Source organism: bacterium (genome assembly GCA_035945995.1).
In the GTDB taxonomy this organism is placed as follows: domain Bacteria; phylum Sysuimicrobiota; class Sysuimicrobiia; order Sysuimicrobiales; family Segetimicrobiaceae; genus DASSJF01.
Genome location: DASYZR010000163.1, coordinates 1 through 21,812 on the forward strand (window position 1 = coordinate 1; position 21,812 = coordinate 21,812).

Sequence of the window (21,812 nt, forward strand, 5' to 3'; positions counted from 1 at the left end):
GCACGACGCCGAGTCCCAGGCCCCCGGCGATCGCCCCGAAGAACGAGCCCATCCCGCCCAACGCGAATGCGACGAAGCCGAGGTTGGTGAAGAAGCGCCCGGTATCGAACGCGATCGAGGTGACCGGTCCCAGCACCTCGCCGCCGATCGCGCCGATTGCCGCACCGACGGCGAACGCGAAGAGCGTCATCCCCGAGACCTGGACGCCCATGAGGCTGGCCGCGACCGGGTTCTCCGCGCAGGCGCGGAGCGCCTTGCCGAAGGCCGTCCGCGCCAGCACGTACCACAGCGCCGCGACGATGAGGCCGGAGATGCCGACGATCCAGAATGCCTGCGTCGGGACACCGACGCCGCCCACGATCACCGGCCGCTCGCCCGAAAACGCCGGAATCGAGTAAGGCTGGCTGCCCCAGATGAGCAGGCTCGCGCCCTCGAAGAACGTGAGGAGCCCGACGAGCAGAATGAGCATGCCGCCCACCGCGAGGTGCGCCCGCGCTGGCCGGACGACGAACCGTTCCATCGCGGCGCCGATCAGCGCGGCCGCGCCCGCCGCGCCGGCGGCCGCGGCCGCCGGCGGCCAATGGCCCTGCGTCTCGAGCGAGTACATCCCCAGCGCCCCGAGCACGACGAACGCACCCTGTGCAAGGTTCGGGACGCCCATGACGTTGTAGACGAGCGTAAACCCGAGGGCAACCAGGGCGAAGACGCTGCCCGCCAGCAGGCCGCCGACGGCGATCTCAGCGGCTTCCCGCACTGCCGCGCCGTTCCTTCGATCGGGATGAGGGGAACGTCATGGTCCCACGCACGCCTCACGACGTTCAGGCTCGCGGCGCGATTTCCTTTCCGCGGCCCCGCGGCCCGCGTAGCGAGGCGCCGGCGTCCGGCGCGGGTCCGCCGGCGAGGGAACCCCCGTGTAGGTTTCTCACGATAGTTTTCAGTGGCACCCCGTCAAAATCAAGGAAATCGAGCGGGTCACCTGAGATACTTTTCAGTGGTATTCTCAAGATAGTTTTCAGTTTCTACGTCGAACGACCGTGCGGTAGTGTGGCCGCGCCCAAAGGTGTGTCCCATGACGACGCCTTGGATCGAGGTCCTCCGCAACGCCACCGTGGGGGCATTCCAGGGGCCAAACGGGGATTACCCATCCGTACTCGACGTGCTCGACGGGCTGACCGCCGTGCAGGCATCTTGGAAACAGTCCCTGTACCGGCATTCGATTTGGCAGATCGTCGATCATCTCGCCAAGAGCAAGGAATGGGAGCGCCGAGTCATCCTCGGCGAGCGGCCACCGGCACCGACCTGGGAGGATCCCGGCGGCGACGATGCCGCATGGCTGGCGGCCATTGTGCGGCTTCGAGGTGCGCAGGGACAGCTATTGGAAACGATCGACCGCTTGGCCGAGGACGAGTTGTGGAAACGCCCGCCGACGCAGACAGGATGGCCGGTCGTTAACCTGGTCCTCAACAAGGCAGCCCATGACGCGTACCACGCCGGCCAAATCCGCCACCTGCGGGCACTTCAAGAGAATCTGAACGATGAGATGGTGACTCGTCTAGTCAGGCAGCGCGCAATGCCAACAGGACCTATTGAGGCGACGGTTCGCGCCGTACGGAGAGAGCACTTTCTTCCCGGGGTAGCGTTGGAGGCCGTTTACAGCGGCGAGGCGGTAATCACGCGGCGAGGGCCCGAGGGGATCCCGATCAGCTCATCCAGCATGCCCGAGATCATGGCGCTAATGTTGCAGCAACTCGACGTGCAGCCCGGGCACCGCGTCCTCGAGGTTGGCGCCGGAACCGGATATAATGCGGCGCTCTTGGGCGTCCTGGCAGGGCCGGCCGGCGACGTGACGACTGTCGATATCGACGCGGCAATCGTTCAAGAGGCACGACAGCGCCTTGATGCTTCAGGCCACCCGGTTGTTCGCACTGTGACCGCCGACGGCTGGCTTGGCGTGCCGGAATACGCACCCTTCGACCGGATCGAGGTGACGGTCGGCGTGTCGGACCTGTCGCCCGCATGGGTGACCCAGCTCAAAGACGGTGGCCGGCTCGTCGTCCCGCTGTGGCTCGCGCGGGGCCAGGAAGTGGCGGTCGCCTTTCATAACCGCGCGGGTTGCCTGCGGAGTGTCGCTGTCATACTCTGTGGCTTCATGCGCCTGCGCGGTCCGCACGCCGGACCCGAAACCTTCGTCACGGTGCGCGATTGGTTCATTCCGTTGGAGGAACCTGATCCAGTGCGGTTGGCGGCGCTCGAGACTGTTCTCGCATGCGAGCCGCGCGTCGAGCCGGCTCCGCCTGGACTGCAGGGCTGGTGGGCCCGCCTGCTGCTCGAGGAGCCCCGCGCCATTACTTTAGGCCGCAAAGGTGAGTGGCGAAAGAACGGGTGCGGCATTTTGGAGGTTGGCGAACGGCCAGGTCTCGCGTTCGTCACCGCGAGGACGTGGGATCATCAACTCTACACGTTCGGAAGCGATGCCGCCCGCGCCATGCTTCTTGAGAGGTTGGTGGGCATCCGACCCCTCGACGTTCGTGATCTAACCATCGAGGCGATTGCTGCGACGGCGCCGCAACCGCAGGATGGCATGGTGCTTCGCCGGCGGAATTTCCAGTTCGTACTCCGAGAGCGCGGAGCCACCGACAGGCAGGGGTGCTTTACGATCTAGGGCCTAGTGATGGGGGACCCGTCGCCCGCGAGCGTCAGCACCCAGGCCATGCGCTCTCCGGACCGGCGCATCTCCTGGCACTGGCGAAGAAACTCGTTTACCTCGTCAACCGCGTAGTCCGGGCCCCACGTCAAGTATCGGACGACGTCGGCGTCCTGCGCCCACCGCTCGAAGATCGCCGGCCCATCGTCCATCGTCGGTGCGCGCAGCACAAGCCGCGCGGTCTGGATGCGGTCGGGGAACGACAAGGTCATCCGGCGGCCCTTTGGGACGAACTCCAGTCGGCCCGGTTGAGCGCGTACCATACAACATCCCGCGGGACGTGCAGCCGGCGGTCGATCACCGCCACGGTACCTTGGTAGGTCAAGCCGCACTTCTCCATCACGCGGCGTGACGCGGTGTGGTAGGGCACCGTGATTGCGATGAGCCGCTCAAGCCCAAGACCCTCGAACGCTTGCCGGATGACGGCGCGCAGCCCAGGCGCCAAACCCGCGTTCGTCCCAGAGCCGAAGAATCCGCGCGTGAGCCTGTTTCGCCTCCTCGTAGGACAGCGGTCCATACTCGTGCGTGATGTAACGCATGACGTCGGGATCAGCAAGCAGGCGCGCATACTCGTCCAGATCGGTGGGCCGCCAAGGGTACAGCACAAGACGAGCGGTCTCGATCTCACGAGTCATCGAAAATCATCCCAGTCGACTACTGAGAACGAGATTTTGTCGCCATCGCTCAGGCCGAGAAGTGGCCTAAGCTGAATCCCCGCGACCAACTCGACTTGGTCCGCGGGGTATCCGGGTTCGTCAGCCTGAAACGCCAACCCTCGGTAGCGGTCGGCGATGAGGGCGCGGATGAGGAAATAGCCAGCTTGACCAATCTGCTGATGCCACTGCGGGCTGATTTCCGCTGCGGCGAGGTAGCGCCAGTTTGGGCCCCGCGTAGCCGGCTCGGAGAGGCGCACGTTAAGCGTACCGGGGACGATCGGACAGCCGGCTGCTGCCTGCAGTCGTTCGATGATCGCGGAGTCGGTCATGCGTGGCACTGCGAGTCCGCGGCCTGGCTTCACAACCCCGGTCATGACTGCACCCACACCACGATTCTACCGGTAAAGGCGAACCGGAGCAGTCCGATTGCTGACTAAGGTATTGTGCCAGCTCGCCGACCTACGTCCTCGGGGAAGGGAATACGATCAAGCGTACGCTGAAAAGTACCTTAATCGAAGGTGATCGCCGATTCCGAAGGGAACGCGGTCACCATTCCGGGATGATCCCGGTCAGCCATCGGAGTGAAGCGACACAGATTTTGTGATTGTGGAAGAAGTGATCGGATTCGTCAAGAGAAAATCCGGAGCGCAGCGGAGGAAGAATGCCGCAGCCGAGGAAAGGGGCGCGGGGAAAGGACGGCACGTCCTGTCCCCGCCTCAGCGCACAGAGACCCCGGAGCGCGAAGAGCGCTCCGGCACCAAAGATAATCCGGATTGCCGACGATGCACCCGAGGCGACGCTGCGCCACCTTCCCCAAAATGCATTGCACCGGCGGCGCGGGAGAATAGTAGCGAGGGAGGGATTCCCGTGAAAGCAGTCAGGACTCACGGCCGGGGCGGGCCGGAGCAGTTGTTTTTCGAGGATGCACCGGTGCCGGTGGTTCGGCCTGGGGATGTGCTGGTACGGGTACGCGCGACGGGCATCACGCCCGCAGAACTGACTTGGGATGAAACCTATCAGAGCGCCGATGGCACGCCGCGGATTCCAGGCATTCCGGGACACGAGCCATCAGGCGTGGTAGAGGAGACGGCACCCGATATCACGGATTTTCGGGCGGGCGACGAGATATATGGCCTGGCTGATTTTCCACGGGACGGGGCGGCCGCCGAGTTCGCGGCAGTGCGTGCGGCGAACCTCGCGTTAAAGCCACGCAGCATCCCACACGTGCAGGCGGCGGCACTGCCGCTTTCGGCGCTGACCGCCTGGCAGGCGCTCTTCGAACACGCGCATCTCGCTGTGGGGCAAGCCGTGCTGATCCACGGAGGCGCCGGCGGGGTGGGAACGTTGGCAGTGCAACTGGCACGGTGGCGAGGGGCCCACGTACTAGCCACGGCATCTGCGCGCGACACGGCGCTCGTGCGCAGTCTGGGGGCTGACGACGTGATCGACTACCACGCTACGCGTTTCGAAGACATTCTGCGAGACATCGATGTAGTGCTGGACACGATCGGCGGCGAGACGCGGGAGCGTTCCTGGCGCGTGCTGCGGAAGGGCGGTGTGCTAGTGACAACGGTCTCCGCGATTCCGGCTGATGTCGCCGAGCAGCACAGCGTGCGCGGTGTGTTTTTCATTGTTAGCGGAAATCGAAAGCAGCTTGATCAAATCACCGGACTCGTGGACACCGGGAAGCTGAAGCCGGTATTATCCGAGGTGCTTCCGCTTGCCCGCGCACGCGAAGCGTTCGAGCACGGTGCTGCAGGCCACACTCCAGGCAAAATCGTGCTTCAGGTGGCTGCATAGCCGCGTATTAACCGTCGTGAGACGGTATCATCCTGACCACGAAAGGATAAGTATGCATAGATATCTTTGGTTTCGTCTTCGTAGCTCTTGACGATCGAAATTCGGATCAGCGGCATAAAGCATACGGGAGTCTGTAAAAATCCCTCGCGAAGTCGTTTCACTGTATTATGATGGCAATCTTTTACAGTCAAGAAGAAAAGGAATCTTTTCTAAAGAAGTGGCAAAATAACATAGCTGATTAACGTGTAACCATTATCCTCCAGCCGAAAATACGATTTATGACGGCGGCGTCGGCGGGCCTCATCATGTTCGGCTACCTGATCGGGGCGGTGCCGACGGGGTTGGTGCTCGTGCGCCTCTTGTCCGGGGCCGACATACGCGAGCACGGCAGCGGCAACATCGGCGCCGCCAACGTGCTTCGGGTGGCGGGCCCCGCGGTCGCGGCCGTCGTGCTTGCCGCAGACGTCCTCAAGGGCTACCTACCCGTGTGGCTGGCGATCCGGTACGGCGGGGGGCCCTGGACGACCGTGCTGTGCGGGCTGGCCACGATCGCTGGCCACAACTGGTCGGTGCTCCTGCGCTTCGGCGGCGGCAAAGGGATCGCGACGTCGTTCGGGGTGCTGCTGGGGCTATCGCTTCCGGCCGCGCTGGTGGCCGCTGCGGTCTATGTCCTCGTCGTCGCCCTGACCCGCTACTCCTCGCTAGGCTCGCTGCTCGCAGCCGTCCCCGTGACGTCCTCCCTGTGGCGCCTCCGCGCGCCGGATGCCTACGTCGTTTTCGGCGTCGTGGCCGTCGCGTTCGCGATCTACCGGCACCGCGGCAACATCGAGCGCCTCCGCGCCGGCACGGAGCGCCGGATCACCGACCGCGAGTCCCCCACGCGCTAACCCAAGTTCCGCAGTTGAGGCACCACTGAAAGAATTTTAGGCCATTGAATCGGAAATCCGGACTTAATAGTTCCTAGGCGCAGATCTCCGACGGGAACCGGCTGCAGATGTCCACCCACCGGAGACGCAGCAACTCGATGGTGGAGTAGTGCCTCCGTGGCTGTAACAACTCGACGTGGTGCCTCTGCGGCAGAATTTGATTTGTCCCCGTGAAGTTTGCGATGGCCGCGATGGCGATGAGGAGCAATCCTGCGGCAGCGAGCCTGATCAAAACCTCGCGGGTTCTCATGGGGATCGCCTCCGTCGATGGTCGCCGGCCTAAGCTTCGCTATATCGTCCGCCATCGTGCCCCAGTGCTCTCATGGCGGGGGCGCGGGCACCGATCAAACGTACGCTGAAAAGTACCTTGACGCTGTTCGCTGAACGTTCGCTGAAAACTATCTTGATGTCATAAGAGCGTTGGCTTCCGATCCAGGGTAGGGTAGGCTGGCTCTCAAAGGGCCAGCCGAGACGATCCGGGGGAGGCTGAGGCATGGTGACGGTTGGGGTAGACCTCCACAAGCGCGTGTCCCAGATTGCAGTGCTCACGCCGGCCGGCGAGATCGTACAGCATCGCCTGGACAATGATGCGGAGAAGATCGCGCAGTTTTTCGGTCAGATCCCGGCACCGGCGTCCGTGGCCATCGAGGCCTCAGGCACCTGGTGGTGGCTCGCGGACCTACTCGAGCAACTCGGTCATCACCCAGTGCTCTCCAACCCGAAGCAAACGAAAGCGATCGCCGCGGCCAAGCTGAAGAATGACCGCGTCGACGCGGAGCTCCTGGCGCTATTGTTGCGGGCTGATCTCCTCCCGCGAGTGTGGATCCCTCCGGCGGCGTTGCGCGAGGCGCGCGAGCTCCTCCGACATCGCATTGGCCTAGTGTGGCTCCGTACCCGGACAAAGAATGCATTGCAGAGCCTCGTGGCGCGCCGAAACCTTTCCCCACGGTCGGCGATGAGCTGGATGAGTGCCTCGGGGCAACGCGAGCTGGCGGCGTTGCCTTTAGCGCCGCAGCCGGGGACCATCAGGCAGCAATATTTCGCGCTGCTGGATTTCCTCAATCAACAGATCCGTGTGGTCGATAAGACGTTGATGGAACACTGGCAAGCCGACCCGCAGGTGCGTCGACTCACGACGATCCCGGGGATCGGCTTCTTCACCGCCACGCTATTGGTGCTGGAGCTCGGCGATATCCATCGCTTTCCCTCCGCGAAACACGTGGCCAGCTATGCGGGCCTAACGCCCCGGGTGCGCGCGAGCGGCGAGCGGCTTCGTACCGGCCAGATCTCAAAGGAGGGCAACCGCTTGATCCGGTGGGCCCTGGTCATGGCAGCGACACAGGCCGCCCGCCGGCCGGGTCCATTGCGTGTCTGGTTTCGCGCGATGCAACGACGCCGCGGTACAAAGATCGCCAGAGTCGCGCTGGCGCGGCGGCTGAGCGAGATCGTCTACCAAGTGTGGAAGACGGAGACGGATTACTTCTCCACGATGAATCGGACGGCTTGTGCAGGGGCGGGCCCGTTAGTTTCTCTGGTCTCCGGACCGCTATCTTGATTGGGCAACCCCTCGCCTTCGACAGAGGGCGATAGTCGAACCGTCATCATGGGCCGCACGTGCCCGAAGAGATGAGTGGTGCACAAGCAAGTGTGGGCCAACGCTTGCGACACCGCCCGCGTGAAGCGCAGCAGCAGAACCACGTCCGCGAGCAACGGGATGGCGGGAGGTAGGTCGATGTTCATAAGTCAGGCAAGCAAAGGCGGACGGCTAATCGCGGATCAGATCGCACCACGCTACTGCGAAAATCCCCACGTTGCCGCCGCGGTCGTAGGTGGATCGGTAGCTAAGGGATGGGCAGATGAGTTCTCAGACCTCGAGCTTACGATCTTTTGGTTCGAAGCTCCGTCGGATGCGGAGCGTAAACAAGCGATTGGGCAGCTTGATTGTGATATCTGGAAGTTCGACTCGTATGATCAGGGACAGCGCGGGGAAGCGGTGGAGCACCTAGGCCTGCGTTCCATCGAGATCGACGGGACCCGCCACAATGGCACAGTGATGGTGAGTGTGCAGCACCTGACTGTCCGGGAGGTTGAGGCCCATCTCGAGGACGTCACCGATCACTGGGACACCACGGTAGAGAAACAGACTCTCGTATATGCTATCCAGCACTGGCTTCCGTTGCGAGGAGCCCGCTTGCTGGATGCTTGGCAGGCAAGGGCAGCGCAATATCCGGACGGGCTAGCTCGAAAAATGGTTGAGGAGAACCTCTGGATGGGCCCGTGGTTCTATCCCGAGGCGTACGCGTCGCGGAATGATCGACTGGTACTCTACCGGCATTTCTGCATGACAACGCAGCGTCTGCTCTGCGTGCTGCTCGGACTGAATCGAATGTACCACCCCTCGCATGAGTACAAGTGGTTGGAGCACGTTGCCGGAAAGATAAAGATCGCGCCGCAGGATCTGGCCGGGCGACTGAAGGGGGTATTTGGTGGCGATCTGCTGGCCGGCGGCCACGAACTCATCTCGCTGATTCACGAAACGCTGACACTGGTGGAGCGAGAGATGCCGGAGATTGATACGAGACGGGAACGCGGTCGATGGCAAGGTTGGCACCCGTACACGCTGTTGAATCGAGTAGGAGCGACAGCAAGCTGAATTGGTCTATGATTTGAAGCTGGCTGCTGGATGCCCGTCGCATTCGGCTTGACAGGGCCAACGCCCTTAGAGATGAGAAACTGAAAACTATCGTGAGAATCTACACCCCGCCGCCGCAGGACCCGTTTACTGTGAGCGCGAACAGACGCGGCAAAATGAATAACAATAAGACAATTAGGAGGTCTCCGCCGTGCGTGTAGCCCTCAGCAGGCGACAGGTCCTGACGATGGCCGGAGGCGCCGCGGCCGCGGGGTGGCTCGGGGCCGCCCGGGCGCCGGTCCGGGCGCAGGGCATGACGCCGCTCCAGGTCGGCATCGCGTTCCAGAACCTCGACGCGGTCTGCGCGTGGATCGCGCTGGACCGGGGGTACTTTCAGCGGTACGGGCTCGACGTGACGATCGTCACCATCCAAGGGGGCGCCCGGACGATGGCGGCGATGGCGGGCGCCGACGTCCCCCTCGCGTTCACGGCCGGGTCCGACGTCATCACCGCCCGGTCCCGCGGGGTACCGCTGTCGTTGGTCGCGGGCCTCATCGACAAGTTCCCGTACGACTTCGTGGTGGCGAAGAACATCTCCAGCGGGGCACAGCTCAAGGGGAGCAAGGGCGCGATCAGCGGCTTCGGTGGCTCGTCCCATTTTGCCGCGCTCTACGCGCTCGGCAAGCTCGGGGTCAATCCCACCGACGTGACGCTGCTGCAGGTCGGCAACGAACCGGCCCGGCTCGCGGCGCTCCAGTCCGGGCAGATCCAGTTCACCGTGCTCACGGCGGGGCTCGATCTCGAGGCGTTCGACATGGGATTCAAGCCGATGCTCAAGCTGTATACGCTGGACCAGCCCTACCAGCACACCGGGATCGCCGTCAATACGAACTGGGCCAAGGCGCACGCGTCGACGCTGGACGGGTTCATGAAGGCCATCGTGACGGGCACCGTGTACGTCCAGGACCCCCTTCACGTGGCCGCCGCGCAGGCGCTCATTCACAAGCACCTGCCGATCAAGGACGACAACCTGCGGCGCGGATTGGCGCTCTACCGCGAGCAGTTCTATCAGACCTACCCGCTGGTCACGGTCCCGGGGATGGAGTTCATCCTGCGGCAGAAGAAAATGACCGACCCGGTCACGGAGTTCTACGACAACAGCTACATCCAGGCGCTCCAGAGCGCGAACTTCGCGGCGACGGCGAAGAAGTCGCTCTGATGCCCCGCCCCGGGACGGCCGCGATCTGCGCGCTGCTCGCGATCGCGTGCGGCGCCGTCCCGCGCGCTCTTCCCGGTCCGGCGGACGCCGCGCCCGCCGGACCGCGGACGATTGTGGACGAGTGGACGGCGGCGAAGGCGCCGCCGGCGCCCCCGCTCAAGCCGGTGACCGCGGACCCCGGAACGACGGCGTTTCTCATCCTCGACGTCCAGCGACAAAACTGCGCGTCCCGGCCCCGGTGCGCCGCGACCGTGCCCCGGATCGCCGCGCTGCTGGCCCGCGCGACCGCCGCGGGGGTGCTGGTCGTGTACAGCGTCTTTCCCGGAGGGCACGTCGACGACATCCTCCCCGAGGTCCGTCCGCTTCCGGGCCAGCCGCTTGTGGCCGCGGGACCGGACAAATTCTTGAACACGAATCTCGACGCGGTGCTGCGCGGCCGCAGCATCAAGACCGTCATCGTGTCCGGCACGGCGGCCAACGGGGCGGTGCTGGCCACGAGCAGCGAGGCGGCGGAGCGGGGATTCGCGGTGGCGGTGCCGCTCGACCTCATGTCCGCCGAGGCGCTCTACGCGGAGCAGTACACAGCCTGGCACCTGAGCCACGCCCCCGTGATCTCTCCGCATATCACCCTCACACGGAGCGATCTGATCCGGTTCTGATGCCGCCCGACGCGCGGAGGCCCGAATACGGATCCGACGTCATCGTCGACTGCCTGAAGGCGTTCGATGTGGAGTACGCCGCGCTCAATCCCGGCGCGACCTATCGGGGGCTGCACGACTCCCTGGTCAATTACGGCGGCAACACGCGCCCACAGATCATCCAATGCTGCCACGAGGAGATCGCGGTGGCCGTCGCGCACGGCTACGGCAAGGCCAAGGGCCGGCCCATGGCCGCGATCGTGCACGACCTCGTCGGGCTGCTGCACGCCACGATGGCGGTCTACATCGCGTGGCTGGATCGCGCCCCCGTGCTCGTGCTCGGCGCCACCGGGCCGATGGCCGTCGAGCAGCGGCGGCCGTGGATCGATTGGATCCACACGGCGCTCGTGCAGGGGCAGGCCGTGCGCGATTACGTGAAATGGGATGACCAGCCGGCGAGCCTCGAGAGCATCGTCGACTCGGTCGTCCGCGGCCATCGGGTCGCCATGACCGAGCCGCGCGGCCCGGTGTACCTCTGCTTCGACGCCGCGCTCCAGGAGCAGCGGCTCACCGGTCCCGTGCCGATTCCCCCGGTCGGGCGGTTTGCGCCGCCGGCGCCGGCGCAGGCGGACCCGCGGGCCGTGGAGACGGCCGCCCGCTGGCTGGTCGAGGCCAGGTACCCCGTCGCCGTGGCGGATTACGTCGGCCGGAACCCGGACGGCGTCGGCGCCCTGGTCGACCTGACGGAGGTCCTGAACCTGCCGGTCATCGACCTCGGCAGCCGCTTCAATTTCCCGAACACCCATCCGCTCGATCTGACCGGGGCGGACGAGGGCCTGCTCGCGGACGCGGACGTGGTGCTCGCCCTGGACGTCTTTGACCTGCAGAAGGCGCTCGGGACGGTCGACCGGACGACCCGGCTCGCCCGAAGCCTCGTCGGTCCGGACGCCAAAGTGATCCACATCTCCCTGAACGATCTCGTCACCCGCGCGTGGGCGCAGGAGTACGGCCGGCTGCAGCCGGTCGACCTGGCGGTGACCGCCGACACCGCGGTGGCGCTGCCGGCGCTGGCCGCCGCCTGCCGGGCGCTCCTGCACGATGACGCCGGACACCGTGCGCGATCCCAGACGCGCCGGGCGGCTCTCGACCGGATCCGCCGCGAGGTCCGCGGCCGCTGGCACGAGGCCGCCGAGCGCGCCTCGGACGCGCGTCCCATCTCGTTTCCCCGGCTGGCCGCGGAGCTGTGGGAGGTGGTCCGGGACGAGGACTGGGCGCTCGTCAACCGGACGCTGCGCGGGTGGACGCGGCGGCTGTGGGACTGGACTGTGCCCGCGCAATACGTCGGCGCGCTCATGGGGGGCGGCGTCGGGTACGGCGTGGGCCACGCGATCGGCGCCGCGCTCGCGCATGCGGACACGGACAAACTCTGCATCGACATCCAGCCGGACGGCGACTTCCTGTATACCTCGAGCGCGCTCTGGACCGCGGCCCATCACCGCACGCCCCTGCTCGTCGTGATGTTCAACAACCGGTCGTACTTCAACGACGAGGATCACCAGGTGTTGATGGCCAAGGCCCGGGGCCGCCCGGTGGAGAACGCGCACATCGGCCTGCGCATGGACGATCCGCCGGTCGACTTCGCGGGGCTCGCGCGATCGCTCGGCGTGTACGCGGAGGGCCCGATCGACGATCCGGCCGATCTTCGCCCGGCGCTCAGCCGCGCCGTCCGGCACGTGCGGCGCGAACGGCGGCCGGCGCTCGTGGACGTCGTCACGCAATCCCGGTAGGCCAAGAACGCAGCGGAGGTGCGGGATGCGAATCGTGCGCACGGCGCTCGGGACGTTGGCGGCGGCGGTGCTCGTCGCGAGCCTCGGGGCGCCGCCCGGCCCGGCTTGGTCCGGCCCAGCGGGCCAGGCCGGGCCGGGCGCGACGATGTTGTGGGTCGCGGCGTCCGGCTCCCAGGCCGTGGCGTGGGTGACCCAGGAGGGGCATTACTTCACGCGCAACGGCGTGAACGTGAACCTCGAATACATCTCCGGCAGTCCGACTGCGGCCGCCGCGCTTGTGGGCGGGCGCGTCGATTTCGTCCAGATGGCCGGCCCGGCCGTCGTGACGGCGGACGCGCACGGCGCGCATCTCGTCATGGTGATGGGGTTCGTGACCAAGCCGGTGTTCGTCGTCATGGCGACACCCGACATCAAGAGCCCGGATCAGCTCAAGGGCAAGACCGTGGCGGTCGTCAAGGTCGGGTCCTCCGACGACTTCATGTTGCGCGAGGCGCTGACACACTGGAGCCTGGCGCCCGAGACCGACGTCAAGATCACCGGCGTCGGCTCGGTGGCGGGGCAGATCGCCGCCCTGTCGAAACACTTGGTCGACGCCGCGGTCTTCGATCCGCCGAACGACGTGCTGGCTTCGCAGGTGGGCGCGCATCTGCTGGCCCGCGTGGCCGACCTCGGGATTCCCTACCAGGCGGCCGGGCTCGTGACGACGCGCGAGTACATCCGGGCGCATCCCGACATCGTCGCGAAAGTGGTGCGCGCGATGACCGAAGGGGTCCACCGGTTCAAGACCGACCGGGCCTTCGCCGAGGAAGTTATGGCCAAGTACCTGAAGAACAGCGATCCCGTGGTCGTGAACGCGTCGTACGACGCCTACGTCGACGTGTTTGCGCAGGTGCCGGCGCCGAGCAAGGCCGGGCTTCAGGAGATCGCCAAACAAGATCTGGCGACCGGCGCGCTCCGGAGCCCGATCGACGTGACGCCGATGCTCGACGCGTCGTTCGTCGAGCGCCTCGCGCAGACCGGGTTCATCCAGCGTCTGTACGCCAAGTGAACCGCCGGTCGTGACGCGGGAGGTGCTCGTCCCCGTCGAGGAGGGCCGGGACGGCCGGATCGACGGGGATTTGAAGCTGGCGGGCCGGATGCTCTACGCGGCCGACGTCCCGGTCGGCGGGTGTCTTCACGCCGCGGTGCTCCGCAGTCCGTATCCCCACGCGCGGATCGACGCGATCGACACGTCCGCGGCGGACCGCCTGCCGGGCGTCCATGCCGTCCTGACCGGCGCGGACGTCGCGGACATCCGGTACGGCCGCCTGGTGCGCGACGTGCCCATCCTGGCAGTCGGGAAGGTGCGGTTCGCCGGCGAGCGCGTCGCGGCGGTGGTCGCGGACACCCGCGCGCAGGCCGAGCGCGGTACCATGGCCGTCCGGGTCGACTACACGCCGCTGCCCGCGGTCTTCGACCCCGCCGCCGCCCTGGCCGAGGACGCGCCCGCCGTGCACGACGAGCCGTGGGCCTACGCCGGCGCGCTCGTGATACCGGGGGGCCCGCGGAATCTGCAGAGCCGGCACGTCTGGAGCGGCGGGCGCGACGTGGACGCATCCCTCGGCGAGGCCGACGTCCGGATCGACGAAACGTTCACGACCCCGGCCGTCCACCAAGGGTACATCGAGCCGCACTCCGCCACGGCGTGGATCGACCCCGACGGGTCCATCCACCTCTGGGCGTCCAACAAGTCGCCGTACCGCCTCCGCGCGCAAGTGGCCGCCGCGTTCGCGGTCCCGGAGGAGCGCGTGGTGGTTCACGCGCTGGCCATCGGCGGCGACTTCGGCGGGAAAGGTTCCCCGATGGACGCGCCGTTGTGCGTGGTGCTCGCGCGCCGGACCGGCCGCCCGGTGCGCCTGACGCGGCGGTACGCCGAGGAGTTGATGGCCGCCAATCCGCGGCACGCCTCGACGGTCACCGTGCGCCTGGGACTCGGGCGCGACGGGGTGATCGGCGCGATGGACCTGCTGTTCACCTTCAATGTCGGCGCCTATGCCGGCTTCCGGCCCCGGCCGTTCCTGCACGGCGCCGCGGACGCCGCGTGCTGCTACCGCCTCGGCGCGTTGCGGATCGAGAGCCGCATGGTGTACACGAATCAGGTGCCCGGCGGGCACAAGCGGTCGCCCGGCGCGCCACAGGCCGTGTTCGCGGTCGAGTCGGCAATGGACATCGCCGCGCGCCGGCTCGGGATCGACCCGTGGGAGTTTCGACGACGGCATCTCCTGCGGACCGGCGAGGCCACACTACTCGGGGAGCGGTGGTCCGAGATCCGCGGGGGGGAGACGCTCGCGGCGGCGCACCGGCTCGAGCGGGCCGCCGTGCCGGCGCCGGCCCGTCCCTCCGTCCGGGTCGGCCGCGGCGTCGCCGTCTACTGCCGGACGACCGCGATGGGCGCCACGAGTCTGCGCCTGTGGGCCGACGCCGCGGGACGTGTGTGCGCGGAAGTGCCCATTCCCGAAACGGGCACGGGGTCGCACACGATGCTGCGCGCCGTGCTCGCGCGGCACCTCGACATCGATCCGGCGCGCGTGCGGGTTCACTACAACGGCACGGCAGATCTTCCTCATGACGACGGCGTCGGCGGCAGCCGCGTCACGGCGACGGTCGGCGAAGCGGCGCTCCGTGCGGCGCGGCTGCTGCGCGGGCGCGCCGCCGCCGAGGCCGCGCGGTACCTCGCCGTCCCCGCCTCACAGGTCGTGACGGCCCCGGGCGGCCGGTGGGTCGATCCGGCGTCGGGGCGCGGGGTGGATCTCGCCGGCCTCGCCGCGGCGGCCGGGGCGCGCGGGGCAGAGGTGGCGGTCGATCTCGAGATGCGCCGGCCGGCGGACGGCCACCCTGACGAGGCCGTCGGCTTCTGCGTCCAGGTCGCGCAGGTCGGCGTCGACGTCGAGACCGGCCAGATCTTCGTCTACGAGATCCTGACGGTCCACGACGTGGCGGAGGTGCTGAACCCGCGCGCGCACCAGGTGCAGATCGAAGGCGGCGTCGTCATGGGCCTCGGCGAGGCGCTCACGGAGGACCTGGCCGTTCGGGACGGGCGGGTGGAGGCCGCCCACCTTGGCGACTACCGGCTCCCGTCGATGCGTGATGTCCCGCGGATCCGGATCGCGTACCTGACCGGGGGCCGCGGCGTCGGCGAGAACAACGTGAAGGCGATCGGAGAGATGAGCAACGTCGCGGTGGCGGCCGCGCTGGCCAACGCCGTCGACGACGCGGTCGGCGTCCGGCTCCGCAGCCTCCCGCTCGCGGCCGAGAACGTCCACGCCGCCCTGTCCCGCGAGCCGTGAGCCACGACGTCCCCATCCGGCTCACCGTCAACGGGCGGGCGGTCGAGGCCCGCACCGCCACGGACTCGCTGCTGCTCGATTTTCTCCGCGACCGGCTCGGCCTGACCGGCACGAAGGAAAGCTGCGGCGTCGGGGTCTGCGGAGCCTGCACGGTCCTCCTCGACGGCCGTCCGGCCAGCTCGTGTCTCCTGCTCACGGTCCTCGCAGGCGGCCGAGAGGTCTGGACCATCGAGGGACTGGCGGACCGCCTGGACGTCCTCGACGGCCCGGGCGCCGTGCGCCGGTTTCTCGACGTGCGGCGGGCGATGCTCGAGCACGAAGGGCTGCAGTGCGGGGCCTGCACGCCGGGCGTCGTCGTCGCCGCGTGCGCGCTCCTCGAGCATACGCCGCGGCCGACGGATGAGGAGATCGCGGACTGGATGGCCGGCAACCTCTGCCGTTGCACCGGCTACCGCTCGATCATGCGCTCGATTCGCGCCGCCGCCGGTCAGGCACCGCTCGAGGAGACGCCCGAAGAGATCGCCGCCGGAGACCGCGCGGCGGACGGTGGGGACGATGCAGCCGTTTGACTACCTAGCGCCGGACCGGCTCGAGGACGTGCTCGAGTTGGTGGCGCCCCCGGATCACGACGTCACGTTGCTCGGAGGCGGGACGGCCGCCGTCCTGCTGATGAAGCAGGACCTGATCGCGCCCGGCACGGTCGTCGACCTCGCGCACGTCGCTGAGCTCGGCGGTATCACCCCGCAGCCCGACGGGGGGCTGCGGGTGGGGGCGACGTGCCGGCTTGTCGAGCTCGAGGAGTCCCCCATCGTGGGCTCCACGTATCCCGCAGTCGCCCGGGCCGCCCACGGGATCGGCAATGTGCGCGTGCGCGCCGTGGCCACCGTCGGCGGCAACCTCGTCCACGCCGATCCCGCCCAGGACCTGGCCCCCGTCCTCATGACGCTCGACGCCCGCGTCGTCCTCGCCAGCCGGCAGGGCACGCGGCGGCTGGCCGTCGACGCGTTCTACGTCGACGTGATGGAAACGGTACTCCGGCGTGACGAGGTGCTCACCGCGGTCGAACTACCGCCGCCGCCCGCGGGACGCCGGGCGGCGTACCTCAAGTTTACGCCCCGGAGCCTGGAGGATTACGGCACGGTCAACGTGGCCTGCGCCCTCGTGATCGAGGAGGCCGCCTGCCGGTCGGCCGTCCTGGTCCTCGGCGGCGTGGGCCCGACGCCCATCCGGATTCGGGCGGCCGAGGCCGTGCTTGCCGGGTACCCGATGACCGACGCGCGCATCGCCGAGGCGGCGCGGCTCGCGGCGGAAGGGATCGAGCCCTGGGACGACCTGCGCGGCAGCGCGGCGTACAAACGCGCCATGGCCCGGGTTTGGACCGCGCGCGTCCTCACCCGCCTGCGCGGGGCGACCGCGTGACGTTCGCGTATACGATTCCGTTTGCCCGTCCGGCGGACGCGGCCTGGGACGCGCTCGCGGACACGGAGCGGTTGATCCGCTGCATCCCGGGGTGCGAGGCGGTGGAGCCGGCGGCCGGCGACGCGGCCGGCGGGCCCGGACGCGAGCCCGTCCCGGCCGGGGCGGAGACGTATAGCGTCCGGGTGGCGACCGGCCTCGGCCCGGTCCGGCTGCGGGCGGCGGGGATCGCGGCGGTGCGCAGGGACCCGTCCGCCCGGTCCGTGACCGCCAAGGTCTCGCTCGCCGATCCGCGCGCCGGCGCGATGTACGCCACGATGACGCTCGAGGTGCGCCCCGCCGCGGACGGCCGGAGCGAGCTCCGGCTCGCGGCCGACGTCGTGCTCGCCAGCAAGATGGGCGAGTTCGCGCAGCCGCTGCTGCGCCACAAGGCGGACCAGACCGTTCGCCAGTTTGTCCAGAACCTCACCGAAGCACTCGACGCGCGCGGCTGATTTCGCCCCGACGCTACTTCTGCATCATGATGCGCTTGATGAGCGCCGCGACCTCGGCCGGCGGATGTGAGGCGTCCGTGATCAGGCGCGTCGTTTCCGCGGCGTCGAGCGGGTTGACGACCAGCCTGGCCCGGGCCGCCGCGGCGCGCAGATCCGGGTCCTGGAGCGCCTGGGCGAACGCGCGGCGGAGGGCCGCGAGCCGGTCCGGCGGCACCCCCGGCGGCGCGGCGAGAGGGTGTCCCAGGACCGCCTGGGAGAGCATGAGAGAAACCAGCGCCTCCTTCCCCGGCGGCGCCGCCTGCGGCAGCGCCGGCGCGTCGGGAAACTCGGCCACCGGCGCCTTGCCGATCACGAGGATGACCCTGGCGCCCTCATTGTGGATGAGCGACTCGACGGAGCTGAGCGTGCTGACTTTGCCGTCCACTTCGCCGCGCAGCAGCGCGAGATCGATGTCGTTCCCCTGGTAGCCGGTCACGATCTTGAGATGCCTCAGGTCGAAGATGGTCTCGAGGAACTTGTAGTCTTCGTAGTCCTCCGTGCCGACCCCGTTCGCCGCGACCGTGACCGTTCGCCCGCCCTCGACCGCGTCCTTGAGGGTCCGTATCGGCGAAGTCTTGGACACGATCCAGACCCGCGGCTCGGAGTCGGGGACGCCGATCCAATCGAATTTGGTCATGTCGAAGCGGATGCCGTGCACGCCGGCGATCTGCGCCACGACGAGGCCCTTGTTGAAGGTGCCGACGGTCAGCCCGTCGGGCTTCGCGTTGTAGACTTCGTTGGCGCCGATGATGTGTCCGCCGCCGGGGATGTTGCGCACGACGAACGTGCTGCCGGGCAGGTACTTTGGCATGTAGCGGGCCAGCAGGCGGCCGTATCCGTCGTAGCCGCCGCCGGGCTTCGTGGCCACGATCAAGGTCACCGTCTTGTCCTGGTAAAATGCCGTGCCCGAGTCCGCGGCGGGCGCGGCGCCCCCCGCGGGGGGCCACAGCATCGCCGTCACCACGAGCAGGCATGCCGCGATGGCGGCGGGCAGGGCGGGGCGCGTGCCTTCGTGCGTGTGGTCGCTGCGGTTCATTCCCATCGCTCCTTTCGTGGCCGCGGGCCGGGTCGAGCGCGGGCCCGGGCGTTATGTCAGCCAGTGCATCAGAAAGCCTCTGAACAAGAAGACCTTCATCCCGACCGCGAAGACGGCGTAGACGAAGGCGAAGCCGCCCCCGGCCAGCCCCAGCGTCACCGGCCAGCTCTCACGGCCGCGCAGCCGGAGAAAGAGGACGAGGAACAGCGGAATGCTGACCGTGAATCCGAAGCCGAGCGTCAGCGCCACAAGCGCCGCGGCCCATCCGAGAACGCCGAGTTCCTGCCGCGCCCAGGCGGCGGTCGCGAGCGGCGCGGCGGCCCACGGCACGCCGGTGCGCAGGTCGAGAATGAGCTGCGCCGCGGCGAGCAGCACGCCCGGGATCGCGATCACGAGCGGCATGAGCCGCGCCAGCCCCGGATAGCCGAGCGCAATCGCAAGGTAGCCGGCGAAGGCGGCCGTGAGCACGCCGCTCAGGAGCGCGCCGCCCCCCGACGAGACGGGGCGCGGTTCGTGAGAGGCGGCGCTCCGCCGGAGCCGCGACCAGACGTGCGCGCCCACCGACAGGAGCGCGAGGGCGAGCAGGAACGCCGTGAGCGGCCGCGCGAGGAACGCCCAGCCCCACAGCTGCAGCGCGAGGTTCAGGTTCGTCTCGGCGAGCCGGCCGAGGACGAAGCCGATCACGAACGGCGCGCGCGGATACGCGAGGCGCTTCATCGCATAGCCGAGCGCGCCCGCCCCGAGCGTCAGGATCATGTTCTGCCAGGCGCCCTCGGACAGGAAACTCCCGAGCGCGATGAACACCAGCACAAACGGCACGATCAGGCTCACGCGCAGGAACGAGATCCGCGCGACGAGGCCGCTCGCGGCCAGAAACACGGCGACCGCGAGCACGTTGGCGAGGCCGAGGATCCACACCATGGCCCACACCACGTCGAGGTGCTTGATCAGCATGAGCGGCCCCGGCTCGAGACCGAGGATGACGAACGCGCCCAGCAGGATCGCCATGCCGGACCCGCCGGGCACGCCGAACGCGACGGTGGGGATGAGCCCGCCGCCTTCCTTCGCGTGGTTGGCGCTCTCGGGCCCGATGACGCCTTCGACGTTGCCTTTGCCGAAGGTCTCGGGGTGTTTCGACGTCTGGCCGGCGTGGCCGTAGCAGATCCACGCGGCCGCATCGCCGCCGAGGCCGGGGATCATGCCCACGAACGCGCCGATCAGCCCGCAGCGCACGCACAGCCACGCGTGGCGCCGCACGTCCATGAGGCCCCGGACCACGTCCCGGAGCGCGTAGGCCGTGCCGGGATCGCGGTCCCGCTGCGCGATCGCCGTCCGGTGCCAGCCCAACTCGATGACCTCGGCCAGCCCGAAGATGCCGACGACGATCGTCACCAGATTGACCCCGTTCCACAGCCAGAGCTGCCCCCACGTGAGCCGGCCGATCCCTGTCTGCGGATCAAGGCCCACCGTCGACAGGGCCAGGCCGAGCGCGCCGGCGAGCAGGCCCTTCAGGATCGACCCGCGGCTGACCGCGGCGATCAGGGTGATGCCGAGCACCGCCACCATGAAGATCTCCGCGGGACCGAAGGCGAGGACGATCGGCCGCACCGCGGGGATGAGGGCGGCGAGGAAGAGATCGCCGACGATGCCGCCGAAGAGCGACGCGCCGAGGGCCGCGCCCATCGCCCTCGCCGCCAGGCCCTGCTTGGTCATCGCGTACCCGTCCGCCACCGCCGCCGCGCTGGGACCGGTGCCCGGCGTCCCGAACAAAATCGCCGGCAGCGCCCCGCCGGTGTGCACGACGGAGTGCATGCCCAGGAGAAAGGCGAACCCTGCCACGGGCGACATGCCGAAGACGAACGGGATCATGAGCGCCAGCCCGAGGTTGCCGCCCAGTCCGGGGATGGCGCCGAAGAGCATGCCGATCGGCACGGCGACGAAGATGAGCCCGACCGCCGGCCACGAGAGCGCCAGCGCCAGCCCGTGCCAGATCGCCTCGAGCATCAGTCGCGAATGTCCTCGAGAAACCAGGCGTCCGGGACGTCGGTCCCGAGCCCCTCCTCGCGCGCCCGTTGGAGCACGTGCCCGCCGACCGCGGCGAACTGCAGGCCCTGCGTCCCGGTGTTCAGGAACAACGTGATCTCGTCCGCGCGGGTTCGGCCGGGATGACGGCCCGCGCGAAGGTCCGCGAGCGACGCGTCCGCCGGCCGCTCTGGCGCCGCGCCGCGGCCGGGGGGAATGCGGGCGCGCTCCGCCGCGGTGCCCGCGATGAAGGCCGCGATCCCGCCGCGCCGCCACTCCATCCCCGGCACCGGCGTGCCGGCCGGCACCGTGTCCAGCCCCAGTTGCACCACCACGTTCGCCCGCGCCAGCAGCGCTTCGTTCACTTCCCGCCGGGTCACGCACGTGACGTGAGCACCCGGCGCGAGCCACGCCGGGTCGAACGTCTGGTGCATGGCGTCTGTGGCGGTGGCGACGATGTCGGCGCCCACCACCGCCTCCCGGGCCGACGCCACCGCCTCGACCGCGATGCCGAGCTGGTGCGACATCTCGGCCGCGAGTCGCTCCCGATGCGCCGGGGTCGGACTGTAGACGCGCACGGCGCCGAGCGGCCGTACCGCGGCGATGGCCTCGAGGAAGGTGCGGGCCATTCCGCCCGAGCCGAGCATCCCGAGCGTGCGCGCATCGCGCCGGGCGAGGGCGTCGGCGCCGAGGCCGGCGCTCCCGCCGGTCCGCATGTGCTGCAGGTAACCGTCGTGCATCAGGGCGAGGGGACGTCCGTCGGCGAGGGCGTACAACAAAATGATGCCGGAGTAGAGTCCCGGGCGGACGCAGTACTTCTCCTCGGTGCGGCCGTCCGGCCAGGACACGACGTCGGATTTGATGCGGCAGGCCAGCACGCCGAACGACCGGCAGACGCCGGTCATGCTTCCCCACCGGTAGTAATCCTCGGTGCGCCCGGTCGGGGCGTAGAGGTCGATCCGCGGGATGAACGTGGCGTCGCCGCCGTCGGCGTCGCGGTATCCTTGTTCTAGGGCGGCGAGGCATCCCCGCATGTCCAGCACTGCCGCGACATCCCGGTTGTTAAGGAAGAGCACCGTCAATGCTCCCTTCTGCGAAAAAAGGGGAAACGTCTCGA

20 protein-coding genes and 2 pseudogenes are annotated in these 21,812 nt (G+C 68.2%); 13 read left to right on the forward strand and 9 right to left on the reverse strand.

Annotated elements, in window-relative coordinates; genetic code table 11:
- Positions 1 to 754, reverse strand: a 754-nt coding sequence (locus tag VGZ23_19085; protein ID HEV2359700.1) for a branched-chain amino acid ABC transporter permease, incomplete at its 3' end; no start/stop codon positions are given.
- A 315-nt stretch (positions 755 to 1,069) separates the two neighbouring features.
- On the opposite strand from VGZ23_19085, the gene VGZ23_19090 reads away from it, so the two are divergent.
- Complete coding sequence (locus VGZ23_19090; GenBank protein ID HEV2359701.1) at positions 1,070 to 2,662, forward strand: DinB family protein; 1,593 nt, start codon at positions 1,070 to 1,072, stop codon at positions 2,660 to 2,662.
- Here VGZ23_19090 and VGZ23_19095 read toward each other — a convergent pair.
- The 4 genes and pseudogenes from VGZ23_19095 to VGZ23_19110 form a co-directional block, all read right to left on the reverse strand.
- Complete coding sequence (locus VGZ23_19095) at positions 2,659 to 2,916, reverse strand: GNAT family N-acetyltransferase (GenBank protein HEV2359702.1); 258 nt, start codon at positions 2,914 to 2,916, stop codon at positions 2,659 to 2,661. The two genes, VGZ23_19090 and VGZ23_19095, sit on opposite strands and share 4 nt — an antisense overlap.
- Positions 2,913 to 3,255: pseudogene (locus tag VGZ23_19100) on the reverse strand (GNAT family protein). Before VGZ23_19100 ends, VGZ23_19095 begins: the two are co-directional and overlap by 4 nt.
- A pseudogene (locus VGZ23_19105) lies at positions 3,235 to 3,339 on the reverse strand (GNAT family N-acetyltransferase). Before VGZ23_19105 ends, VGZ23_19100 begins: the two co-directional pseudogenes overlap by 21 nt.
- Entirely contained in the window at positions 3,336 to 3,734 is a 399-nt protein-coding gene (locus VGZ23_19110) for a DUF120 domain-containing protein (GenBank protein ID HEV2359703.1), read from the reverse strand. The pseudogene VGZ23_19105 and the gene VGZ23_19110 overlap by 4 nt, the downstream one beginning before the upstream one ends.
- Positions 3,735 to 4,227: 493 nt before the next feature.
- On the opposite strand from VGZ23_19110, the gene VGZ23_19115 reads away from it, so the two are divergent.
- Together VGZ23_19115 and plsY are read left to right on the forward strand one after the other, a co-directional pair.
- Positions 4,228 to 5,160: an NADP-dependent oxidoreductase gene (locus VGZ23_19115; GenBank protein ID HEV2359704.1), complete on the forward strand. Its 933-nt coding sequence runs from the start codon at positions 4,228 to 4,230 to the stop codon at positions 5,158 to 5,160.
- Between the two features lie 278 nt (positions 5,161 to 5,438).
- Positions 5,439 to 6,047 (forward strand): glycerol-3-phosphate 1-O-acyltransferase PlsY, encoded by a 609-nt coding sequence (gene plsY, locus VGZ23_19120; protein HEV2359705.1) that lies wholly within the window; start codon positions 5,439 to 5,441, stop codon positions 6,045 to 6,047.
- A gap of 73 nt (positions 6,048 to 6,120) precedes the next feature.
- Here plsY and VGZ23_19125 read toward each other — a convergent pair whose 3' ends face one another.
- Positions 6,121 to 6,336 (reverse strand): hypothetical protein, encoded by a 216-nt coding sequence (locus VGZ23_19125; protein ID HEV2359706.1) that lies wholly within the window; start codon positions 6,334 to 6,336, stop codon positions 6,121 to 6,123.
- A gap of 243 nt (positions 6,337 to 6,579) precedes the next feature.
- Between VGZ23_19125 and VGZ23_19130 the strand changes: the two genes are divergently transcribed.
- From VGZ23_19130 to VGZ23_19175, 10 genes are all read left to right on the forward strand, one after another.
- Positions 6,580 to 7,641: an IS110 family transposase gene (locus tag VGZ23_19130; GenBank protein HEV2359707.1), complete on the forward strand. Its 1,062-nt coding sequence runs from the start codon at positions 6,580 to 6,582 to the stop codon at positions 7,639 to 7,641.
- 177 nt (positions 7,642 to 7,818) lie between these two features.
- Complete coding sequence (locus VGZ23_19135; GenBank protein HEV2359708.1) at positions 7,819 to 8,739, forward strand: hypothetical protein; 921 nt, start codon at positions 7,819 to 7,821, stop codon at positions 8,737 to 8,739.
- Between the two features lie 190 nt (positions 8,740 to 8,929).
- Positions 8,930 to 9,937, forward strand: coding sequence for an ABC transporter substrate-binding protein (locus VGZ23_19140; GenBank protein ID HEV2359709.1), 1,008 nt, complete (start codon positions 8,930 to 8,932; stop codon positions 9,935 to 9,937).
- On the forward strand, positions 9,937 to 10,596 hold the full coding sequence (locus VGZ23_19145) for an isochorismatase family protein (protein ID HEV2359710.1): 660 nt from the start codon (positions 9,937 to 9,939) through the stop codon (positions 10,594 to 10,596). Before VGZ23_19140 ends, VGZ23_19145 begins: the two co-directional genes overlap by 1 nt.
- Positions 10,596 to 12,362 (forward strand): thiamine pyrophosphate-dependent enzyme, encoded by a 1,767-nt coding sequence (locus tag VGZ23_19150; GenBank protein HEV2359711.1) that lies wholly within the window; start codon positions 10,596 to 10,598, stop codon positions 12,360 to 12,362. Before VGZ23_19145 ends, VGZ23_19150 begins: the two co-directional genes overlap by 1 nt.
- Before the next feature lie 25 nt (positions 12,363 to 12,387).
- Entirely contained in the window at positions 12,388 to 13,410 is a 1,023-nt protein-coding gene (locus VGZ23_19155) for an ABC transporter substrate-binding protein (GenBank protein ID HEV2359712.1), read from the forward strand.
- A gap of 10 nt (positions 13,411 to 13,420) precedes the next feature.
- The gene (locus tag VGZ23_19160) at positions 13,421 to 15,688 is read left to right on the forward strand and encodes a xanthine dehydrogenase family protein molybdopterin-binding subunit (protein HEV2359713.1); all 2,268 of its coding nucleotides are present in this window, start codon (positions 13,421 to 13,423) and stop codon (positions 15,686 to 15,688) included.
- Positions 15,685 to 16,257: a (2Fe-2S)-binding protein gene (locus tag VGZ23_19165; GenBank protein HEV2359714.1), complete on the forward strand. Its 573-nt coding sequence runs from the start codon at positions 15,685 to 15,687 to the stop codon at positions 16,255 to 16,257. Before VGZ23_19160 ends, VGZ23_19165 begins: the two co-directional genes overlap by 4 nt.
- On the forward strand, positions 16,244 to 17,107 hold the full coding sequence (locus VGZ23_19170; protein HEV2359715.1) for a xanthine dehydrogenase family protein subunit M: 864 nt from the start codon (positions 16,244 to 16,246) through the stop codon (positions 17,105 to 17,107). The genes VGZ23_19165 and VGZ23_19170 overlap by 14 nt, the downstream gene beginning before the upstream one ends.
- Positions 17,104 to 17,598: an SRPBCC domain-containing protein gene (locus tag VGZ23_19175; GenBank protein HEV2359716.1), complete on the forward strand. Its 495-nt coding sequence runs from the start codon at positions 17,104 to 17,106 to the stop codon at positions 17,596 to 17,598. Before VGZ23_19170 ends, VGZ23_19175 begins: the two co-directional genes overlap by 4 nt.
- A 13-nt stretch (positions 17,599 to 17,611) precedes the next feature.
- On the opposite strand, the gene VGZ23_19180 is transcribed toward VGZ23_19175, so the two are convergent.
- The 3 genes from VGZ23_19180 to VGZ23_19190 are packed head-to-tail and all read right to left on the reverse strand — an operon-like array spanning position 17,612 to position 21,771.
- The gene (locus tag VGZ23_19180; GenBank protein ID HEV2359717.1) at positions 17,612 to 18,673 is read right to left on the reverse strand and encodes a tripartite tricarboxylate transporter substrate-binding protein; all 1,062 of its coding nucleotides are present in this window, start codon (positions 18,671 to 18,673) and stop codon (positions 17,612 to 17,614) included.
- A gap of 51 nt (positions 18,674 to 18,724) precedes the next feature.
- The gene (locus VGZ23_19185; GenBank protein HEV2359718.1) at positions 18,725 to 20,677 is read right to left on the reverse strand and encodes a tripartite tricarboxylate transporter permease; all 1,953 of its coding nucleotides are present in this window, start codon (positions 20,675 to 20,677) and stop codon (positions 18,725 to 18,727) included.
- Complete coding sequence (locus tag VGZ23_19190) at positions 20,677 to 21,771, reverse strand: ornithine cyclodeaminase family protein (protein ID HEV2359719.1); 1,095 nt, start codon at positions 21,769 to 21,771, stop codon at positions 20,677 to 20,679. Before VGZ23_19190 ends, VGZ23_19185 begins: the two co-directional genes overlap by 1 nt.
- Between the last annotated feature and the right edge of the window lie 41 nt (positions 21,772 to 21,812).